At 72.5% G+C, this 15,575-nt stretch carries 14 protein-coding genes; 10 read left to right on the top strand and 4 right to left on the bottom strand.

Annotated features, from left to right (window positions below; translation table 11 throughout):
• Positions 1-10: 10 nt before the first annotated feature.
• Both ACFWBQ_RS18630 and ACFWBQ_RS18625 read left to right on the top strand, forming a co-directional pair.
• Positions 11-724, top strand: a complete 714-nt coding sequence (locus ACFWBQ_RS18630; RefSeq protein ID WP_385489782.1) for a futalosine hydrolase — start codon at positions 11-13, stop codon at positions 722-724.
• The gene (locus tag ACFWBQ_RS18625; protein WP_385489780.1) at positions 705-1,592 is read left to right on the top strand and encodes a 1,4-dihydroxy-6-naphthoate synthase; all 888 of its coding nucleotides are present in this window, start codon (positions 705-707) and stop codon (positions 1,590-1,592) included. The genes ACFWBQ_RS18630 and ACFWBQ_RS18625 overlap by 20 nt, the downstream gene beginning before the upstream one ends.
• A gap of 37 nt (positions 1,593-1,629) precedes the next feature.
• Here the strand turns inward: ACFWBQ_RS18625 and ACFWBQ_RS18620 are convergent, their stop codons facing one another.
• Positions 1,630-2,013 (bottom strand): cold-shock protein, encoded by a 384-nt coding sequence (locus tag ACFWBQ_RS18620; RefSeq protein WP_329208578.1) that lies wholly within the window; start codon positions 2,011-2,013, stop codon positions 1,630-1,632.
• 167 nt (positions 2,014-2,180) lie between these two features.
• Here ACFWBQ_RS18620 and ACFWBQ_RS18615 point away from each other — a divergent pair, with 167 nt between their 5' ends.
• The gene (locus ACFWBQ_RS18615) at positions 2,181-2,417 is read left to right on the top strand and encodes a hypothetical protein (protein ID WP_385489776.1); all 237 of its coding nucleotides are present in this window, start codon (positions 2,181-2,183) and stop codon (positions 2,415-2,417) included.
• Positions 2,418-2,426: 9 nt separating this feature from the next.
• Here ACFWBQ_RS18615 and ACFWBQ_RS18610 read toward each other — a convergent pair whose 3' ends face one another.
• Positions 2,427-3,047: an HAD family hydrolase gene (locus tag ACFWBQ_RS18610; protein ID WP_385489772.1), complete on the bottom strand. Its 621-nt coding sequence runs from the start codon at positions 3,045-3,047 to the stop codon at positions 2,427-2,429.
• Positions 3,048-3,185: 138 nt separating this feature from the next.
• Between ACFWBQ_RS18610 and ACFWBQ_RS18605 the strand changes: the two genes are divergently transcribed.
• From ACFWBQ_RS18605 to ACFWBQ_RS18590, 4 genes are read left to right on the top strand one after another with little or no spacing between them, the layout of a single operon-like run.
• The gene (locus ACFWBQ_RS18605) at positions 3,186-4,196 is read left to right on the top strand and encodes a FecCD family ABC transporter permease (protein ID WP_385489769.1); all 1,011 of its coding nucleotides are present in this window, start codon (positions 3,186-3,188) and stop codon (positions 4,194-4,196) included.
• The gene (locus ACFWBQ_RS18600) at positions 4,193-5,278 is read left to right on the top strand and encodes a FecCD family ABC transporter permease (protein WP_385489766.1); all 1,086 of its coding nucleotides are present in this window, start codon (positions 4,193-4,195) and stop codon (positions 5,276-5,278) included. Before ACFWBQ_RS18605 ends, ACFWBQ_RS18600 begins: the two co-directional genes overlap by 4 nt.
• Positions 5,275-6,150 carry an ABC transporter ATP-binding protein gene (locus ACFWBQ_RS18595; RefSeq protein ID WP_385489764.1) on the top strand — a complete coding sequence of 292 codons (876 nt, stop codon included), beginning with the start codon at positions 5,275-5,277 and terminating at the stop codon, positions 6,148-6,150. The genes ACFWBQ_RS18600 and ACFWBQ_RS18595 overlap by 4 nt, the downstream gene beginning before the upstream one ends.
• Entirely contained in the window at positions 6,147-7,112 is a 966-nt protein-coding gene (locus ACFWBQ_RS18590; protein WP_385489761.1) for an ABC transporter substrate-binding protein, read from the top strand. The genes ACFWBQ_RS18595 and ACFWBQ_RS18590 overlap by 4 nt, the downstream gene beginning before the upstream one ends.
• A gap of 37 nt (positions 7,113-7,149) precedes the next feature.
• On the opposite strand, the gene ACFWBQ_RS18585 is transcribed toward ACFWBQ_RS18590, so the two are convergent.
• The gene (locus ACFWBQ_RS18585; RefSeq protein ID WP_385489759.1) at positions 7,150-8,214 is read right to left on the bottom strand and encodes a hypothetical protein; all 1,065 of its coding nucleotides are present in this window, start codon (positions 8,212-8,214) and stop codon (positions 7,150-7,152) included.
• Between the two features lie 63 nt (positions 8,215-8,277).
• Here ACFWBQ_RS18585 and ACFWBQ_RS18580 point away from each other — a divergent pair, with 63 nt between their 5' ends.
• Both ACFWBQ_RS18580 and ACFWBQ_RS18575 read left to right on the top strand, forming a co-directional pair.
• Positions 8,278-10,743, top strand: a complete 2,466-nt coding sequence (locus tag ACFWBQ_RS18580) for a helicase-associated domain-containing protein (RefSeq protein ID WP_385489756.1) — start codon at positions 8,278-8,280, stop codon at positions 10,741-10,743.
• Positions 10,744-11,190: 447 nt separating this feature from the next.
• A complete protein-coding gene (locus ACFWBQ_RS18575) occupies positions 11,191-12,834 on the top strand; it encodes a DNA repair helicase XPB (protein WP_385489754.1) in 1,644 nt (547 codons plus the stop codon).
• A gap of 22 nt (positions 12,835-12,856) precedes the next feature.
• Here the strand turns inward: ACFWBQ_RS18575 and ACFWBQ_RS18570 are convergent, their stop codons facing one another.
• A complete protein-coding gene (locus ACFWBQ_RS18570) occupies positions 12,857-13,045 on the bottom strand; it encodes a hypothetical protein (RefSeq protein ID WP_385489752.1) in 189 nt (62 codons plus the stop codon).
• 421 nt (positions 13,046-13,466) lie between these two features.
• Here ACFWBQ_RS18570 and ACFWBQ_RS18565 point away from each other — a divergent pair, with 421 nt between their 5' ends.
• Positions 13,467-15,548 carry a HelD family protein gene (locus ACFWBQ_RS18565; protein ID WP_385489749.1) on the top strand — a complete coding sequence of 694 codons (2,082 nt, stop codon included), beginning with the start codon at positions 13,467-13,469 and terminating at the stop codon, positions 15,546-15,548.
• Positions 15,549-15,575 lie beyond the last annotated feature (27 nt).

The raw sequence follows: 15,575 nt of genomic DNA, 5'->3' as shown, positions 1-15,575 counted from the left end.
GACCACCGCTGTGCGGGTGCTTGTCGTGACCGCTGTCCCGGCCGAACGGGACGCGGTCACGCGCGCGTTCGGGGGGCCGGCACAGGTACGCGGGGTGCCGGGCGCCGAGGTGCACCGCGCCGGTCCGTTCGACGTCCTCGCGGGCGGCGTGGGCCCGGCCGCCGCGGCAGCCGCCGCGGCCTTCGCCCTCGCCGCCGCGCCCGAACCGTACGGTCTCGTCGTCTCGGCCGGCATCGGTGGCGGCTTCGCTCCCGCCGCCCCCGTCTGCTCCCTCGTCGTGGCGACCGGCATCGTCGCCGCCGATCTGGGCGCCGAGACCCCGGACGGCTTCGTGCCCGTCACCGGTCTCGGCTTCGGCAGGGACACCTTCCTGCCGCCCGACGCCCTCGTGCGGGAGGTGGCGGCCGCCACCGGCGCCGTCCCGGGCCCCGTACTCACCGTCTCCACCGTGACCGGCAGCGCGGCCCGCACCACCGCGCTGCTGGCCGCACATCCCGGAGCCGTCGCCGAGGCCATGGAGGGCTTCGGTGTCGCGGAAGCGGCCGACCGGCTCGGCGTACCCGTGCTCGAACTCCGGGCCGTCTCGAACAGCGTGGGCCCGCGCGACCGGGACGCCTGGCGCATCGGCGAGGCCCTGGCCGCGCTCACCGAGGCGTTCGGGAAGCTCGCACCCGTAGTGGAAGGTTGGACCCACCATGACCGACATGACCGAAACCGTGACTGACTCCGCCGGCGACGCACAGCCTTCGAAGCTGCGGATCGCCTTCTCGCCGTGCCCGAACGACACCTTCGTCTTCGATGCCTGGGCGCACGGAAGGGTCCCCGGCGCGCCCGCTCTCGATGTCACCTTCGCCGACATCGACCTCACCAACGGCATGGCCGAGCGCGGCGAACTGGACGTCCTGAAGGTCTCGTACGCCGTCCTGCCGTGGGTGCTCGACGAGTACGCGCTGCTGCCGTGCGGCGGGGCCCTGGGGCGCGGCTGCGGGCCGCTCGTCCTCACGAAGGAGCCGGGTACGGACCTGACCGGGAAGACCGTCGCCGTCCCGAGCGAGCGCTCCACCGCCTATCTGCTCTTCCGGCTCTGGGCGGCGGAGGTGGTGCCGGGCGGCGTGGGCGAGATCGTCGTACTGCCGTTCGACGAGATCATGCCTGCGGTGCGTGACGGCCGGGTGGACGCCGGGCTCGTGATCCACGAGGCCCGTTTCACGTACCGGAACTACGGCCTCCACAGCCTCGCCGACATGGGCGAGCACTGGGAGTCGACCACCGGCCTGCCGATCCCGCTCGGCGCGATCATCGCCAAGCGGTCGCTGGGCGGAGAGGCGCTCCAGGAGCTGGCGGACGCGATCCGTACGTCGGTGCGGATGGCCTGGGACGACCCGGAGCAGTCACGCCCGTACGTCCTTGAGCACGCCCAGGAGATGGACCCGGCCGTGGCGGACCAGCACATCGGCCTCTACGTCAACGAGTTCACCGCCGACCTCGGCGAGAGCGGCTACGCGGCGATCCGCGGCCTGCTGACCCGTGCGGCGGCGGAGGGCCTCGTGCCGCCGCTGGCCCCGGACGCGCTGTCGTTCGCCGCCCGTTGACGACAACGGGCGGCGCGACTCACGCCACTGCGCCTGCTCAGACGTCGAGCTGGTCGGCAACCGCCCGCAGCAGGCCCGCGATCTGTGCACCCGCGGCCTTGTCCGGGTAGCGGCCCCGCTCCAGGCTCGGCGTGATGTTCTCCAGCAGCGTCGTCAGATCCTGCACGATCGACGCCAGCTCGTCCGGCTTGCGCCGCTGCGCGGCGGCGACGGACGGGGTGGGGTCGAGGATCACGACGGAGAGTGCCTGGTCACCGCGCTGGCCCGCGACCACGCCGAACTCGACGCGTTGCCCCGGCTTGAGGGCATCGACGCCGTCCGGGAGTACTGACGAGTGGACGAAGACGTCGTCGCCGTCGTCACGCGAAAGAAAGCCGAAGCCCTTTTCCGAATTGAACCATTTGACCTTACCCGTGGGCACGTCTGTCCTCGTCCTCGTACTCGTCGGTGCGCGGGAGAGCCGCAAAACGGCTCCGGATAGCAGTACAGCGGGTCTCCACGACCCGCCGGCTCCAAGGCTAATGGCCCAGGAGCCGGAGACAAGACGTCGCCTGATGGTTCCGCCGAGCTGGGAACTACCCTGGCCGGGTGAGTACTACTCCTTCCGGCGCAGGCGACCGGCTCGTACAGGTCGGCGCGATCGTCTTCTTCATCGGCGCACTGGCCACACTGGTCACCGTGGCCCCGCTGTTCCTGGGTACCGATCCGTTCCCGTCTGTCGCTTATGCGGTGTGCATGCTGATGGGACTGGGTTTCCTGATCGCCGCGGCGGGGGTGGTCCGGTCGGTGTGGAAGAACTCGCCGAAGCGCGCCGCCGCCCGCTAGCGGGGCCCGTCAGCCGCGTTCCGTGCAGGAACGAAGCCAGGCCGGGAACTCGGTGAGATTTGGCAGGATCACGTCGGCGCCCGCCCGCCGCAGCTCCTCCGCATCGCACGGGCCGGTGGTGACGCCGACCGCCAGGGCGTTCGCTGCGCGCGCCCCGCGTACGTCCCCGGTGTGGTCGCCGACGTAGATCCGCGCGCCGTGTTGCACCAGCGCCTCCGCCTTGGCCTCGGCCCAGAGCCGGCCGATCACCGCGTCCGGCGCGATCCCGAGATGGGCGAGGTGCAGTTCGGCGCTCGGTTCGTACTTGGCAGTGACGACGATCGCCCGCCCGCCGAGCGCCTGCACCGCCTCGATGGCCTCCCGTGCGCCGGGCATGGCGAACGTCGGCGTGATCGCGTGCTGCGGATAGATCTCGCGGTACCGGTCGGCCGTCGCGGCGACCGCATCGGCCGGGTACCAGTTCGCGAGCTCGTCCTCGACGGGCGGGCCGAGCCTGTTGACCACCAGGTCGGCGTCTATCGGGACGCCGGTCTCGGCGGAGAGGGCCAGGTAGTTGGCCTTGATGCCGGGGCGGGAGTCGATGAGCGTCATGTCGAGGTCGAAGCCGACGGTCGGGGCGTGTGAAGACATGAGGCCATTGTGCCGAGGGGGCCGGGCCGCCCGATGCCCGCCTTGCTTAGACTTAGCCAAGCCTTACCTCCCTTTGTCTGTTTTCTCCGCCCACTCGCTTGCTCCGCCCCACTCGCTCCGTACACCCGATTGGTTCCGATGCCGGCCGCCGCACCACGCCTGTCCAGACGCGCATGCGCCACGGCGGCGGCCGTCGCCGCCCTGCTGCTGGCCGTCCTGCTCAGCCTCGCCGTGGGAGCGCGGTCCATCGCACCTGCCGCGGTCTTCGACGCCCTCCTGCACGGCGGGCACTCCGACGCCGCCGAGGTGATCCGCCGGATGCGGGTGCCCCGCACCCTGATCGGACTGATGGTCGGCGCCGCGCTGGCCGTCGCGGGCACGGCACTCCAGGGCATCACCCGCAACCCCATCGCCGACCCCGGCATCCTCGGCATCAGCCAGGGCGCCTCCGTGGCCGTCGTCCTGGCCATCGCGTACGCCGGGATCCACACCCTCACCGGGTACGTGTGGTTCGCGTTCGCGGGGGCCGCCGTCGCGTCCGTCGCCGTGTACGCCATCGCCTCCAGGGGACGCGGCGGCGCGACGCCGGTGAAGCTCGCGCTGGGCGGCGCGGCGATCAACGCGCTGCTGGTGTCGGTGACCATGGCGGTGCTCACCACGAAGGCGTCCGCCCTGGACGAGTTCCGCTTCTGGCAGGTCGGGTCGATCGCCGGCCGGGAGGCCCAGGTCGCCCAGCAGATCTGGCCGTTCCTGCTGCTCGGTGTGGTCCTCGTACTCTCGGTGGCGCGCGGGCTCGACGCGCTGGCACTGGGCGAGGACGTCGCGAAGGGCCTGGGGCAGAACGTCGCGACCGTACGGATCGTCGGCGGCATCGGCGCCACCGTCCTCACCGGCGCCGGGGTCGCCGCGGCCGGGCCGATCGCGTTCGTCGGCCTCGCCGTTCCGCACATCGCCCGCGCAGTCGTGGGCGGCGACCACCGCTGGGTGCTGCCGATGGCGGCCCTCATCGGCCCCGTGATGCTCCTGGTGTCCGATGTCATCGGCCGGATCGTCCTCCCGCCCGGCGAGGTCCCCGCAGGCGTGATGACGGCACTGATCGGTGTGCCGTTCCTGGTCACCCTCGTACGCCGGAAGACGGTGCCCGCATGAGCGCGGACACGGCAGTACCCGTACGGACCAAGGTCCGGCCCGCCGGCTACGGCGTCGTACGGGTCGGGACGCGTGCCCGCTTCCTGCTCCACCGGCGGGCCGGGATCGTCGCGGCGGTACTCGCCGTGCTGCTGGCCGCGGTCTGTGTCGCCTACCTCTGCGTCGGCGAGAGCTTCGTGGCACCCGCCGAGGTCGTGAAGGTCGTCCTCGGACAGCCCTCGCCCGACGAACTGGTCGTGGGCACGCTCCGGCTGCCCCGCATGGTGGTCGGGCTGCTCGTCGGCGCGGCCTTCGGGATCGCCGGGGCACTGATCCAGACGGTCGCCCGCAACCCGCTCGCCAGCCCCGACATCATCGGCATCAGCCAGGGCGCGAGCGCGCTCACGGTCGGCGCGATGACCTTCGGCGTCACCTCGTACACCGTCCTGCCGTACCTCTCCGTCATCGGCGGGGTCGCCGCGGCGGCGCTCGTGTACGTGTTCGCGTGGCGCGGCGGGCTGCACGCGACCCGCTTCGTCCTCATCGGTATCGGCTTCGCGATCGCCCTGCGGTCGGTGACCACCCTGTTCCTGACGAAGGGCGACTACCTGGTCGCCCAGCAGGCGCAGATCTGGATGACGGGTTCCCTCAACGGCCGCGGCTGGAACGAGGCCGCGCCGATCGGCTGGACACTGCTGATCCTGCTGCCTGCCGTCCTGTGGGCGGCGCGGGCGCAGCGCACCGTCGCGATGGACGACGACACCGCGACCGCGCTCGGCGTACGGCTCGGCCGCGTACGGCTCGGGCTCGTCGCCCTCGGAGTGGTCCTGGCGTCCGTGGCGACGGGGACGGCAGGGCCCGTGGACTTCGTGGCACTGCTCGCCCCGCAGATCGCCCGCCGGATGACGCGTACCGCACAGATCCCGCTGCTGTGCTCCGCACTCCTCGGTGCCGTGATCGTCGTCCTCGCCGACCTCCTGGCACGCAGGCTCTTCTCCCCCACCGAACTTCCGGTGGGTGTGCTGACAGCCGCGGTCGGCGCCCCGTATCTGATCTGGCTCATCATCCGCGGCCACGGCGGCCGCACTGGAGGCAACGCATGAGCACGACCGGTCCCGGTCCCCTCCCGGACGCCGCGCCCAGCCGGCTCACGGCGCGTGCACTGACCCTCGCCTACGAGGACCGAACCGTCGTGCACGAGCTGGACCTGGCCGTTCCCGACGGGCAGGTGACCGTCATCGTCGGCCCGAACGCCTGCGGCAAGTCGACGACCCTGCGGGCGCTCGGCCGGCTGCTGAAGCCGGCCGGCGGCTCCGTGCTCCTGGACGGCACCGAACTCTCCCGGATACCCACCAGGAAGATCGCCCAGTCGGTCGGACTGCTGCCGCAGACACCCGTGGCACCCGAGGCGATCACCGTCTCCGACCTGGTCGCCCGAGGCCGCCAGCCGCACCAGCGATGGTGGCAGCAGTGGTCCGACGAGGACGAGCGCGCGGTGACCGACGCCATGGAGCGCACGGACATCTCCGCACTCGGCGACCGGTCGGTGGACGAGCTGTCCGGCGGCCAGCGCCAGCGCGTGTGGATCGCGATGGCCCTCGCGCAGGAGACGGATCTGCTGCTGCTCGACGAGCCGACGACGTACCTCGACATCGCCCACCAGGTGGAGGTCCTGGACCTCGTGCGCCGGCTCGCGGCCCCGGCCGCCGACGGCACCCGGGGGCGCACCGTCGTCACCGTGCTCCACGACCTCAACCAGGCCGCCCGCTACGCCGACCACCTCGTCGCCATGAAGGCCGGCCGGATCGTCGCCGAGGGCCGCCCCGCAGACGTCGTCACCGCCGAGCTCGTACGCGAGGTCTTCGGCCTGGAGGCGGTGATCGTCCCGGACCCGGTGACGGGTTCGCCGCTCGTCGTGCCCGGTGCGCCCTGGGCCCCCTCTCTGCCCTCTCCCGGAAAGGCCTCACTGATATGACGACCTCCCCGTCCCGCCGCGGCCTCGTTGCCGGCTCGCTGGCCGTCACCGCCGTGCTCGCGCTCGCCGCATGCGGCTCCTCCGACACTCCGGACGCCTCCTCGTCGGCGTCCACGCACACCGTGAAGACCGTGATGGGCGACGTGTCGGTCCCCGACGACCCGAAGCGCGTCGTCGTGCTGGACACCGCCGAGCTGGACTCGGCGCTCACCCTCGGTGTGAAGCCGGTCGGCGCCACGCACGCGGACGTGGAGTCGGGCTTCCTCAGCTATCTGTCGAAGGACCAGGTCTCCGGCATCGAGGACGTCGGCGAGATGATGACGCCGAATCTGGAGGCCGTCGCGGCGCTCGAGCCCGACCTGATCCTGACGAGCAGGATCCGGCACGGTGACACGTACGCCGAACTGACCGCGATCGCGCCGACCGTGATGACGGAGAACACCGGCTACCCGTGGAAGGCGAACTTCCAGGTCCACGCGGACGCGCTGGGCAGGAAGGCCGAGGCCAGGAAGGTCACCGCCGCCTACGCCGCGCACACCGCGGAGGTCACGGAGGCGCTCGGCGGTACGGCGAGGGCGGCGGCCACCGAGGTCAACATGGTGCGGTTCGTCGAGGGCGCGGACATCCGCATCTACGGCAGGCAGAACTACATCGCGACGATCCTCGCCGACGTCGGCCTGGGCCGCCCCGCGATCACGGACAGGGCGAAGGACGGCTTCTCCTACGACGTCAGCCCGGAGAAGATCGACCTGGCGGAAGCGGATGCCGTCTTCCACTCGACGTACGGCGATGCGAAGAAGTCCAAGGAGACGCAGACCGTCGGCAGCGGTCTGTGGAAGAACATGACCGCCGTGAAGAACGGCAGGGTGTTCCCGGTCGACGACCAGCTGTGGATCCAGGGCATCGGCTACACGGCGGCGGAGAAGATCCTGGACGAGCTCCGGGCGGACCTGACGAAGTAACCACGCCGGGTGGGGCGCGGTCGTCCCGCGCCGCACCTCACCCCGGCAGCCTCCGGGACCGCCACACGAGATACACCGCGGAGGCCACCGCCGCCGTACGGACGACCGCCGGCCACACATCCGACATCGCGTCCCCCATCGCACCCTCCGCGATGGGCTGCCCCCAGTGCCCCTCCATGCGCCCCCACAGCCAGACGAAGGCCCCGGCCACCACCACACCCGGCAGCCCCATCGCGACCCACTTCGCCTCCGCACGCGAGAATCTGCGCGAGCTGTACGCGAGCAGCCAGCCGCCCGCGAGGGCCACCCAGGACCCCAGTACGGCGCCGACGACCAGCAGCGTGGCGGACAGCAGCAGAAACGGGTGCGCGAAGCGGGGCGCCCTCTCCGCCACGGCGGGGGCGGGAGCAGGTGCGGCCACCGCACGGCGACGGAGCCGGAAGCGCCTCGGACGAGGCACGGCGGCGCCCTCCTCGGCCTCCTTCCCGGCCGCCTCGCCGGCCCCGGGCTTTTCCTCCGCCGGCGGCCGCGGAGGCCGCAACAGCTCCGGGCTCTCCAGGCCACCCACGAACCCCGGCACCGCCGTACCCGCCGTGTCCTCGCCGAACGGCCCCGGCTCGATCCGCCACCAGTCGGGCTCACCGCCGAGAGTCCCTGCCTCGTCCAGCCCCGCCATGTGCGGCGCCGACGCCGACGGCCAGCCGGGCACCGGACCCTCGCCCCCGGCCTCCGCCGCCTCGCTCGCCTCCGACGCGCCCTTGCGCGATGCGTCTTTCCGGAGCAGCCCCCGCCGCGGCCGGGGAACCCCGCGCGGCTCCGCGGCAACCGGCTCCGACCCTGCGCGCGGTGACGGCAAGGGCACCGTCCCGTCGCCCGACTCGGCTGCCGCGGCGACCAGTTCGGCCGGGGTGCCGAGCCTGTCGATGATGCGCCGCACCACCGCCGGAGAGTCCGTTCCGTCCGTCCCGCGCTGCCGGTCGATCTCGCCCCGCAGCGTCGAGACAAGTCTCATCCGGGCGCCCGAGGACAGCTGTTGCTGATGAGCCAGGTCACCGACCCGGCTCAGATAGTCGTAGACAAGCTGGTCGCTCTCGATCCCCACGCGATGGTTCTCCCTCTACCGCCCTGCCCCGACGGTAGCGTTCCAGGGGCTACCGTGGGACGGATGGGGACGACCACACCACCGCGCACGCTCGCCGAAGCTCTGCGCGCCCGGGGCGACGAATCGCTGGCGGGGCTGCTGCGTGCCCGCCCCGACCTGCTCAGCCCCGTGCCGAACGACATCACCCAGCTGGCGACACGGGCCGGCACGCGCGCCTCCGTCGTCCGCGCGCTGGAACACCTCGACCGGTTCGCCCTGCAGACCGCGGAAGCCCTGGCCGTGGCGCCGGACCCGGCTCCGTACGGCATGCTGCTCTCGCTCCTCACCGGTGACGGCGAAGGAGACGGCGAAGGGCGTGACCACTCCGGTGCCGCGATCACCGCCGCACTGCCGGCCGCCCTCGCGGCCCTGCGCGAACAGGCCCTCGTCTGGGGCGAGGAGGAGCGGCTGCACCTCGTACGCACCGCACGCGAGCTGCTCGCCCCGTCGCCGCAGCACGCCTCCCCCACCGGACTCGGCCCCACCGTCGCCGAGGCGACGGCCGGGATGTCGCCGGGCAGACTGCAGGAGATCCTGACCGCCGCCGGGCTGCCCGCCACCCACGACCCGGTCTCCGCGGTCGCCTCGCTGGCCGGCCTCTTCACGGACCGGACCAGGATGGCCGCCCTGCTGGACACCGCCCCCGCCGAGGCGCTGTCCGTGCTGGACCGGCTGGTGTGGGGACCGCCGTACGGGGAAGTGACCCCGAATCCCACCCCGCCCGTGCAGTGGCTGCGCGACCGGGGGCTGCTGCTGCCCGTGTCCACGCGCACCGTCGTACTGCCGCGTGAGGCCGCGCTGCACCTGCGGGCCGGACGCGCCCACCGGGTACCGGAACCCGTGCCCCCGGCCCTCGCCTCCGCCGCCGACCGCGATCCCCAGGCTGTGGACAGAGCGGCGGCCGGCCAGGCCTACATGGCACTGTCCACGACCGAGGAGCTGCTGAAGCTCTGGAACAACGGCGGCCCGGCCATCCTCCGGGCGGGCGGCCTGAGCGTGCGCGAGCTGAAGCGGGTCGCGAGCGCACTCGACGTGTCCGAGCCGATCGCCGCCTTCTGGGTCGAACTCGCGTACGCCGCAGGGCTGCTGGCCCCGGACGGGGAGACCGACGAGCGGTACGCGGCGACACCCGCGTACGACGACTGGCTGGAGCTCCCCGCCCAGGACCGCTGGACCCACCTCGCCGCCGCCTGGCTCACCGCCACCCGGACCTCGGGACTCGTCGGCGGTCAGGACGCCAAGGGCCGGGCGCTCTCCGCACTCGGCCCCGAGCTGGACCGCTCCGCCGCGCCCCAGGTGCGCCACCGGGTGCTGGACCTGTTCGCCTCGCTCCCGCCGGGCACCGCACCCGACCCGCAGACCCTGCTCGCCCGGCTCCGCTGGGAACGGCCACTGCGCACGGCCGCGTCCGGCGCGTCCCCGTCCTCCGGCGACACCTCCGACCTGCGCTCCCGGATCGCCCTGTGGACGGTCAACGAGGCGGAAATGCTCGGCATCACCGGCCGCGGGGCCTTCTCCTCCCAGGCCCGTGCACTGCTCGAACAGGGCCCCACCGAGGCCGCTGCCCGCCTCGCGCCGCTCATCCCCGAGCCCCTCGACCACGTACTGCTCCAGGCCGACCTGACGGCCGTGGCCCCCGGCCCGCTGGAACGCCCGCTCGCCGACATGCTCTCGGTGCTCGCGGACATCGAGTCCAAGGGCGGTGCGACGGTCTACCGCTTCACGCCCGGTTCCGTACGCCGCGCCCTGGACGCCGGCCAGGCCGCGTCCGACCTGCACGCCTTCCTCGCCACGCACAGCCGCACCCCGGTGCCGCAGCCGCTGAGCTATCTCATCGACGACGTGGCCCGCCGCCACGGCCATCTGCGGATCGGCGCCGCCTCCGCATACGTACGCTGCGACGACGAGGCCGTGCTGAACGAGATCCTCGCCGACAAGCGCTCGGCCACCCTGCGGCTGCGCCGGCTCGCGCCGACCGTCCTGGCCGCGCAGACCGATCCGGGCTCGCTGCTGGAGGGACTGCGCGAGATGGGGTACGCCCCGGCCGCCGAATCCGCCGAGGGCGACGTCCTGATCACCCGCGCGGGTGCCCGCCGCACCCCGCCCCGTACGGCACCGGCGCCCGTCCCCGAGGGCCCGCCGGTGCCGGACGCGACCCTGCTGACCGCGGCGGTACGGGCCATCAGGGCCGGTGACACGGCGGCGAGAGCCGTCCACAAGGACGCTACGGACACAGCTGCGGCCGGTTCCCTCCCCCGCACCACCTCCGCCGAGACCCTCGCCACGGTGCAGGCCGCCGCCATGACCGGGTCCGCGGTCTGGATCGGCTACGTCAACGCGGACGGTGCGGCCAGCCAGCGCGTGATCGCGCCGGTCAAGGTCGAGGGCGGCTTCGTCACGGCGTACGACCACACGGCCGACGAGGTCCGCACCTACCCGCTGCACCGCATCACGGGCGTGGCGGAACTGGCCGACGACGCGACACCGTAGGCATCGGGCCCGGCGCGTCGGGCCCGTCATGGAGATACCCCCGCCCTCCGTCCCTCCGGGCGCCGGTACTGGGAGGGACGGAGGGCCGGAACGTCTCAGGTCGGCCGACGCACAGGGTCAGATCGACGGTGTCGCCGCTGACCACGGTCTTCGGGCTGTGGGGGTCGGCCTTGATCACCGCGCCAGGCTTCCACTCGGATGTCAGATCCACGCACTCCTCCCTTCCTGTCGCCCCTCCGCGACGTGGCAGCCCTCGCATCTGCAGCACGGTGGCGATGAGACCTGGGTCACAGCTCGGGGCCGGGGGGCGCGCGGTTGCGCACCGCCGTGCACACGACTCACCCGCTCACGCCCGCGATGCGGCACACTGGACGTTTGGCCGTTCGCGGCCGCCCTGCGGCAGATTCCAGCAGCAGGGCAGAAGCAGAACAGAAAGGGCCGACGCGCGTGACCGGACCCCTCATCGTCCAGAGCGACAAGACGCTGCTCCTCGAAGTCGACCACGCCCAGGCCGACGCCTGCCGTCGTGCGATCGCCCCGTTCGCGGAGCTGGAGCGTGCACCCGAGCACATCCACACCTACCGGCTCACCCCGCTCGGCCTGTGGAACGCCCGCGCCGCGGGGCACGACGCCGAGCAGGTCGTCGACGCTCTCGTGGAGTACTCGCGCTACCCCGTGCCGCACGCGCTCCTCGTCGACATCGCCGAGACGATGGCGCGGTACGGCCGCCTCACCCTGTCCAAGCACCCGGTCCACGGCCTGGTGCTGACCTCCAACGACCGGCCGGTCCTGGAGGAGATCCTCCGCTCGAAGAAGGTCCAGCCCCTGGTCGGGGCGCGCCTCGACCCGGACACCGTGGCCGTGCACCCCTCCGAGCGCGGGCAGATCAAGCAGACGCTGCTGAAGCTGGGCTGGCCGGCCGAAGACCTCGCCGGGTACGTCGACGGCGAGGCGCACCCGATCGAGCTCGACCAGAACGGCTGGGCACTGCGCCCGTACCAGAGGCAGGCCGTCGAAGGGTTCTGGCACGGCGGCTCCGGTGTCGTCGTCCTCCCGTGCGGCGCCGGAAAGACGCTGGTCGGCGCCGGTGCGATGGCGGAGGCCAAGGCGACCACGCTGATCCTGGTCACGAACACCGTCTCGGCCAGGCAGTGGAAGCACGAGCTGGTGAAGCGGACCTCCCTGACCGAGGAGGAGATCGGCGAGTACAGCGGTACGCGCAAGGAGATCCGGCCGGTCACCATCGCCACGTACCAGGTGCTGACGACCCGGCGTAAGGGCGTCTACGCGCACCTGGAGCTCTTCGACTCCCGCGACTGGGGTCTGGTCATCTACGACGAGGTGCATCTGCTGCCCGCCCCCGTCTTCAAGTTCACCGCCGACCTCCAGGCCCGGCGGCGCCTCGGGCTGACCGCCACGCTGGTGCGTGAGGACGGCCGCGAGTCGGACGTCTTCTCGCTCATCGGGCCCAAGCGGTTCGACGCGCCGTGGAAGGAGATCGAGGCACAGGGCTACATCGCGCCCGCCGACTGTGTCGAGGTGCGCGTCAATCTGACGGACTCGGAACGGCTCGCCTACGCGACGGCCGAGCCCGAGGAGAAGTACCGGTACTGCGCGACGACCGCGACGAAACGCAAGGTCACCGAGGCGCTCGTGCGCAAGCACCAGGGCGAGCAGACCCTCGTCATCGGGCAGTACATCGACCAGCTCGACGAGCTCGGTGAGCACCTGGACGCCCCGGTGATCAAGGGCGAGACCAGCAACGCGCAGCGCGAGAAGCTCTTCGGCGCGTTCCGCGAGGGCGAGATCAGCGTGCTGGTCGTGTCGAAGGTCGCGAACTTCTCGATCGACCTGCCGGAGGCGACCGTCGCCATCCAGGTGTCGGGAACGTTCGGCTCACGCCAGGAGGAGGCGCAGCGGCTCGGCCGGGTGCTGCGGCCGAAGGCGGACGGACACGAGGCCCGGTTCTACTCGGTGGTCGCCCGCGACACGATCGACCAGGACTTCGCGGCGCACCGCCAGCGGTTCCTGGCCGAGCAGGGGTACGCGTACCGGATCGTCGACGCGGACGAGCTGCTGGCCGGCAACTGACACGGAGGTCACCGACAGCCTCTCAGCGGTGGCGGCGGACGAGGCCCGACTCCTCGGCGTACTCGCCGAGGACGGCCACCCCGAAGGCGGTGCGCGCGTAGACGGTGACGGCGCGCACCGCGTCGCCGAGGCGGTGGTGGGGGTGACCGGTGGCCGCGGTCGCGCCGTGCGCGGGCCCGGTCCTGCGCGGGTTCAGATGAACGGTGCTCATGTCTTCCATGGTGCTCCGCCCCCGCCCGTGGCGGCATCGGCCTGCGGACGGAAGCGTGCGAGGGCACGGGTAGGTCCCAGGTCGCATGCCGTCCCCTACGGGACGTACGGACGCCGCCCCCATCCGCCCGGCCCTCCATCCGCCCGGCCTTCCCGCTCGGCCGTTGATCGTTCGGCTTTATTCGTTCGCCCCTGCGGACCGCGGTCGCTACAATCGCCGGTCTGCCCGCCTCCCGCACCGTGGTACCGGTCCGCCTCCTTGAGCGGTCGGCAGCCGGGGGAGCGCCGCCGACCGGACGGAAACCGGCCGACAACAGCCGCACGCACCCGCCTGCGTGCGGATCTGTGGAGACGTCCTTGAGCGGACCGGGCCCCCGTGAGCCCGGTCCGCCGTCCTGCGTTGAAAAGCCGGAGGCAACACCGTGCCCGCGCACGAAGAGACAAGCGAAGACACGAGCGAAGCAACAAGCAATCCACTGGCCCGGGAACGCGCCCACCTCGCCGGCTCCCGCGCCGCACTGCGCGCCATGCGCGAGGACGTACAGTCCCTCGACATCCGCGATGTCACGGCGAACTGGGTCAACGCCGCCGTCCTGCAGGCCCAGATCAACGACCGCATCAAGGCACTCGCCGATCTCACCCACACCCCGCTGTTCTTCGGCCGCCTCGACTACCTGCACCCGGTCGGCGCGGAGGAGGCGGAGGGCGCCGAGGGCGAGCAGTTCTACATCGGGCGCCGCCACGTCCACGACGCCCACGGCGACCCGATGGTCATCGACTGGCGCGCCCCGGTCTCCCAGCCCTTCTACCAGGCGTCCAGGAACAACCCGCTGGACGTCGACCGCCGGCGCCGCTTCGGCTACACCGGCGGCGAACTGACCGCGTACGAGGACGAGCACCTCACCGACCCGGCGGAGACCGAGCAGACCAGCAAGCTCCTCCAGGCGGAGATCGAGCGGCCCCGCGTCGGCCCGATGCGCGACATCGTGGCGACGATCCAGCCGGAGCAGGACGAGATCGTACGAAGCGGGCTGGGCGGGACGGTCTGCGTGCAGGGCGGCCCCGGCACCGGAAAGACGGCCGTCGGCCTGCACCGTGTCGCCTACCTCCTGTACGCGCACCGCGAGCGGCTCGCGCGCACGGGCACGCTCGTCATCGGCCCGAACCGGTCGTTCCTGCACTACATCGAGCAGGTCCTTCCCGCGCTGGGCGAGCTGGAGGTGAAGCAGGCCACCGTCGAGGACCTGGTGACGGCACACGTCGAGGTGCGCGGCACGGACGAGGCCGCCGCCGCCGTGATCAAGGGCGACGCCCGGATGGCGGAGGTCCTGCGGCGCGCGCTCCGCGCGCACGTCACCGCGCCGACGGAGGGCGTCGTGGTGGTGCGCGGCTCACGGCGCTGGCGGGTGCCGGCGTACGAGATCGAGGAGATGGTGGGCGAGTTGCTGGCCCGCGACATGCGCTACGGCGCCGCACACGAAGCGCTCCCGCAGCGCATCTCGCACGCCGTCCTCGTACGGATGGAGGAGGCGGGCGAGGCCCCCGACGACCGGGTGCAGAACGCGGTGGCGCGCAATCCCGCGGTGAAGGCGGCCGTGAAGGCGATCTGGCCGGCGGTGGACCCGTCGAAACTGGTGCTGCGGCTCCTGGCGGACCCCGAGTTCCTTGCCGCGCACGCGGAGGGCATCCTCACCGGGGACGAGCAGAAGCAGATCGTCATGGCCAGGCCCGCCCGCAGCGTGAAGTCGGCGAGGTGGTCGGCGGCGGACGCGGTCCTGATCGACGAGGCGTGCGACCTGGTGGCCCGTACGCACTCGCTGGGTCATGTCGTCATCGACGAGGCCCAGGACCTGTCCCCGATGCAGTACCGGGCGGTGGGCCGCCGCTGCTCGACCGGCTCGGCGACCGTGCTCGGCGACCTGGCGCAGGGGACGACGCCGTGGTCGACGGAGAGCTGGGCGCAGGCACTGTTCCACCTCGGCAAGGCGGACGCGGTGGTGGAGGAGCTGACCGCCGGCTTCCGTGTGCCGCGCGAGGTGATCGCGTACGCCTCCCGGCTGCTTCCCGCGATCTCGCCCGGCCTGGCCGCCGTGGAGTCGGTGCGTGAGTCGCCGGGCTCCCTGGCCGTACGCGAGGTGGCCGCGGACGTCCTGGACACGGCGGTGGTCGCGGCCTGCGAGGAGTCGCTGGTCCACGAGGGCTCGATCGGCCTGATCGCGGCCGACGCCCGCATCCCGGCGCTGGCCGACGCCCTCACGGCGTCGGGCCACGCGTATCTCTCCCCCGGCGACGAGACGACGGCCGCCTCCCGCCTGACCCTGGTCCCGGCGTCGCTGGCCAAGGGCCTGGAGTACGACTACGTGGTGCTGGACGAACCGGCCGCCGTGGTCGACGGCGAACCCGACGAACGCACGGGCCTGCGCCGGCTGTACGTGGCGCTGACCCGAGCGGTCTCGGGACTGGTGGTCCTGCACGCGGCTCCGCTGCCGGAGCAGCTCGGCTAGGGTCTTTCGTCCGGATCATGCCGGGCC

This window comes from Streptomyces sp. NPDC060035 (genome assembly GCF_042736635.1).
Classification (GTDB): domain Bacteria; phylum Actinomycetota; class Actinomycetes; order Streptomycetales; family Streptomycetaceae; genus Streptomyces.
Note: the sequence above shows the minus strand (reverse complement) of the source record. Positions and strands in the feature narration are given on the sequence as shown.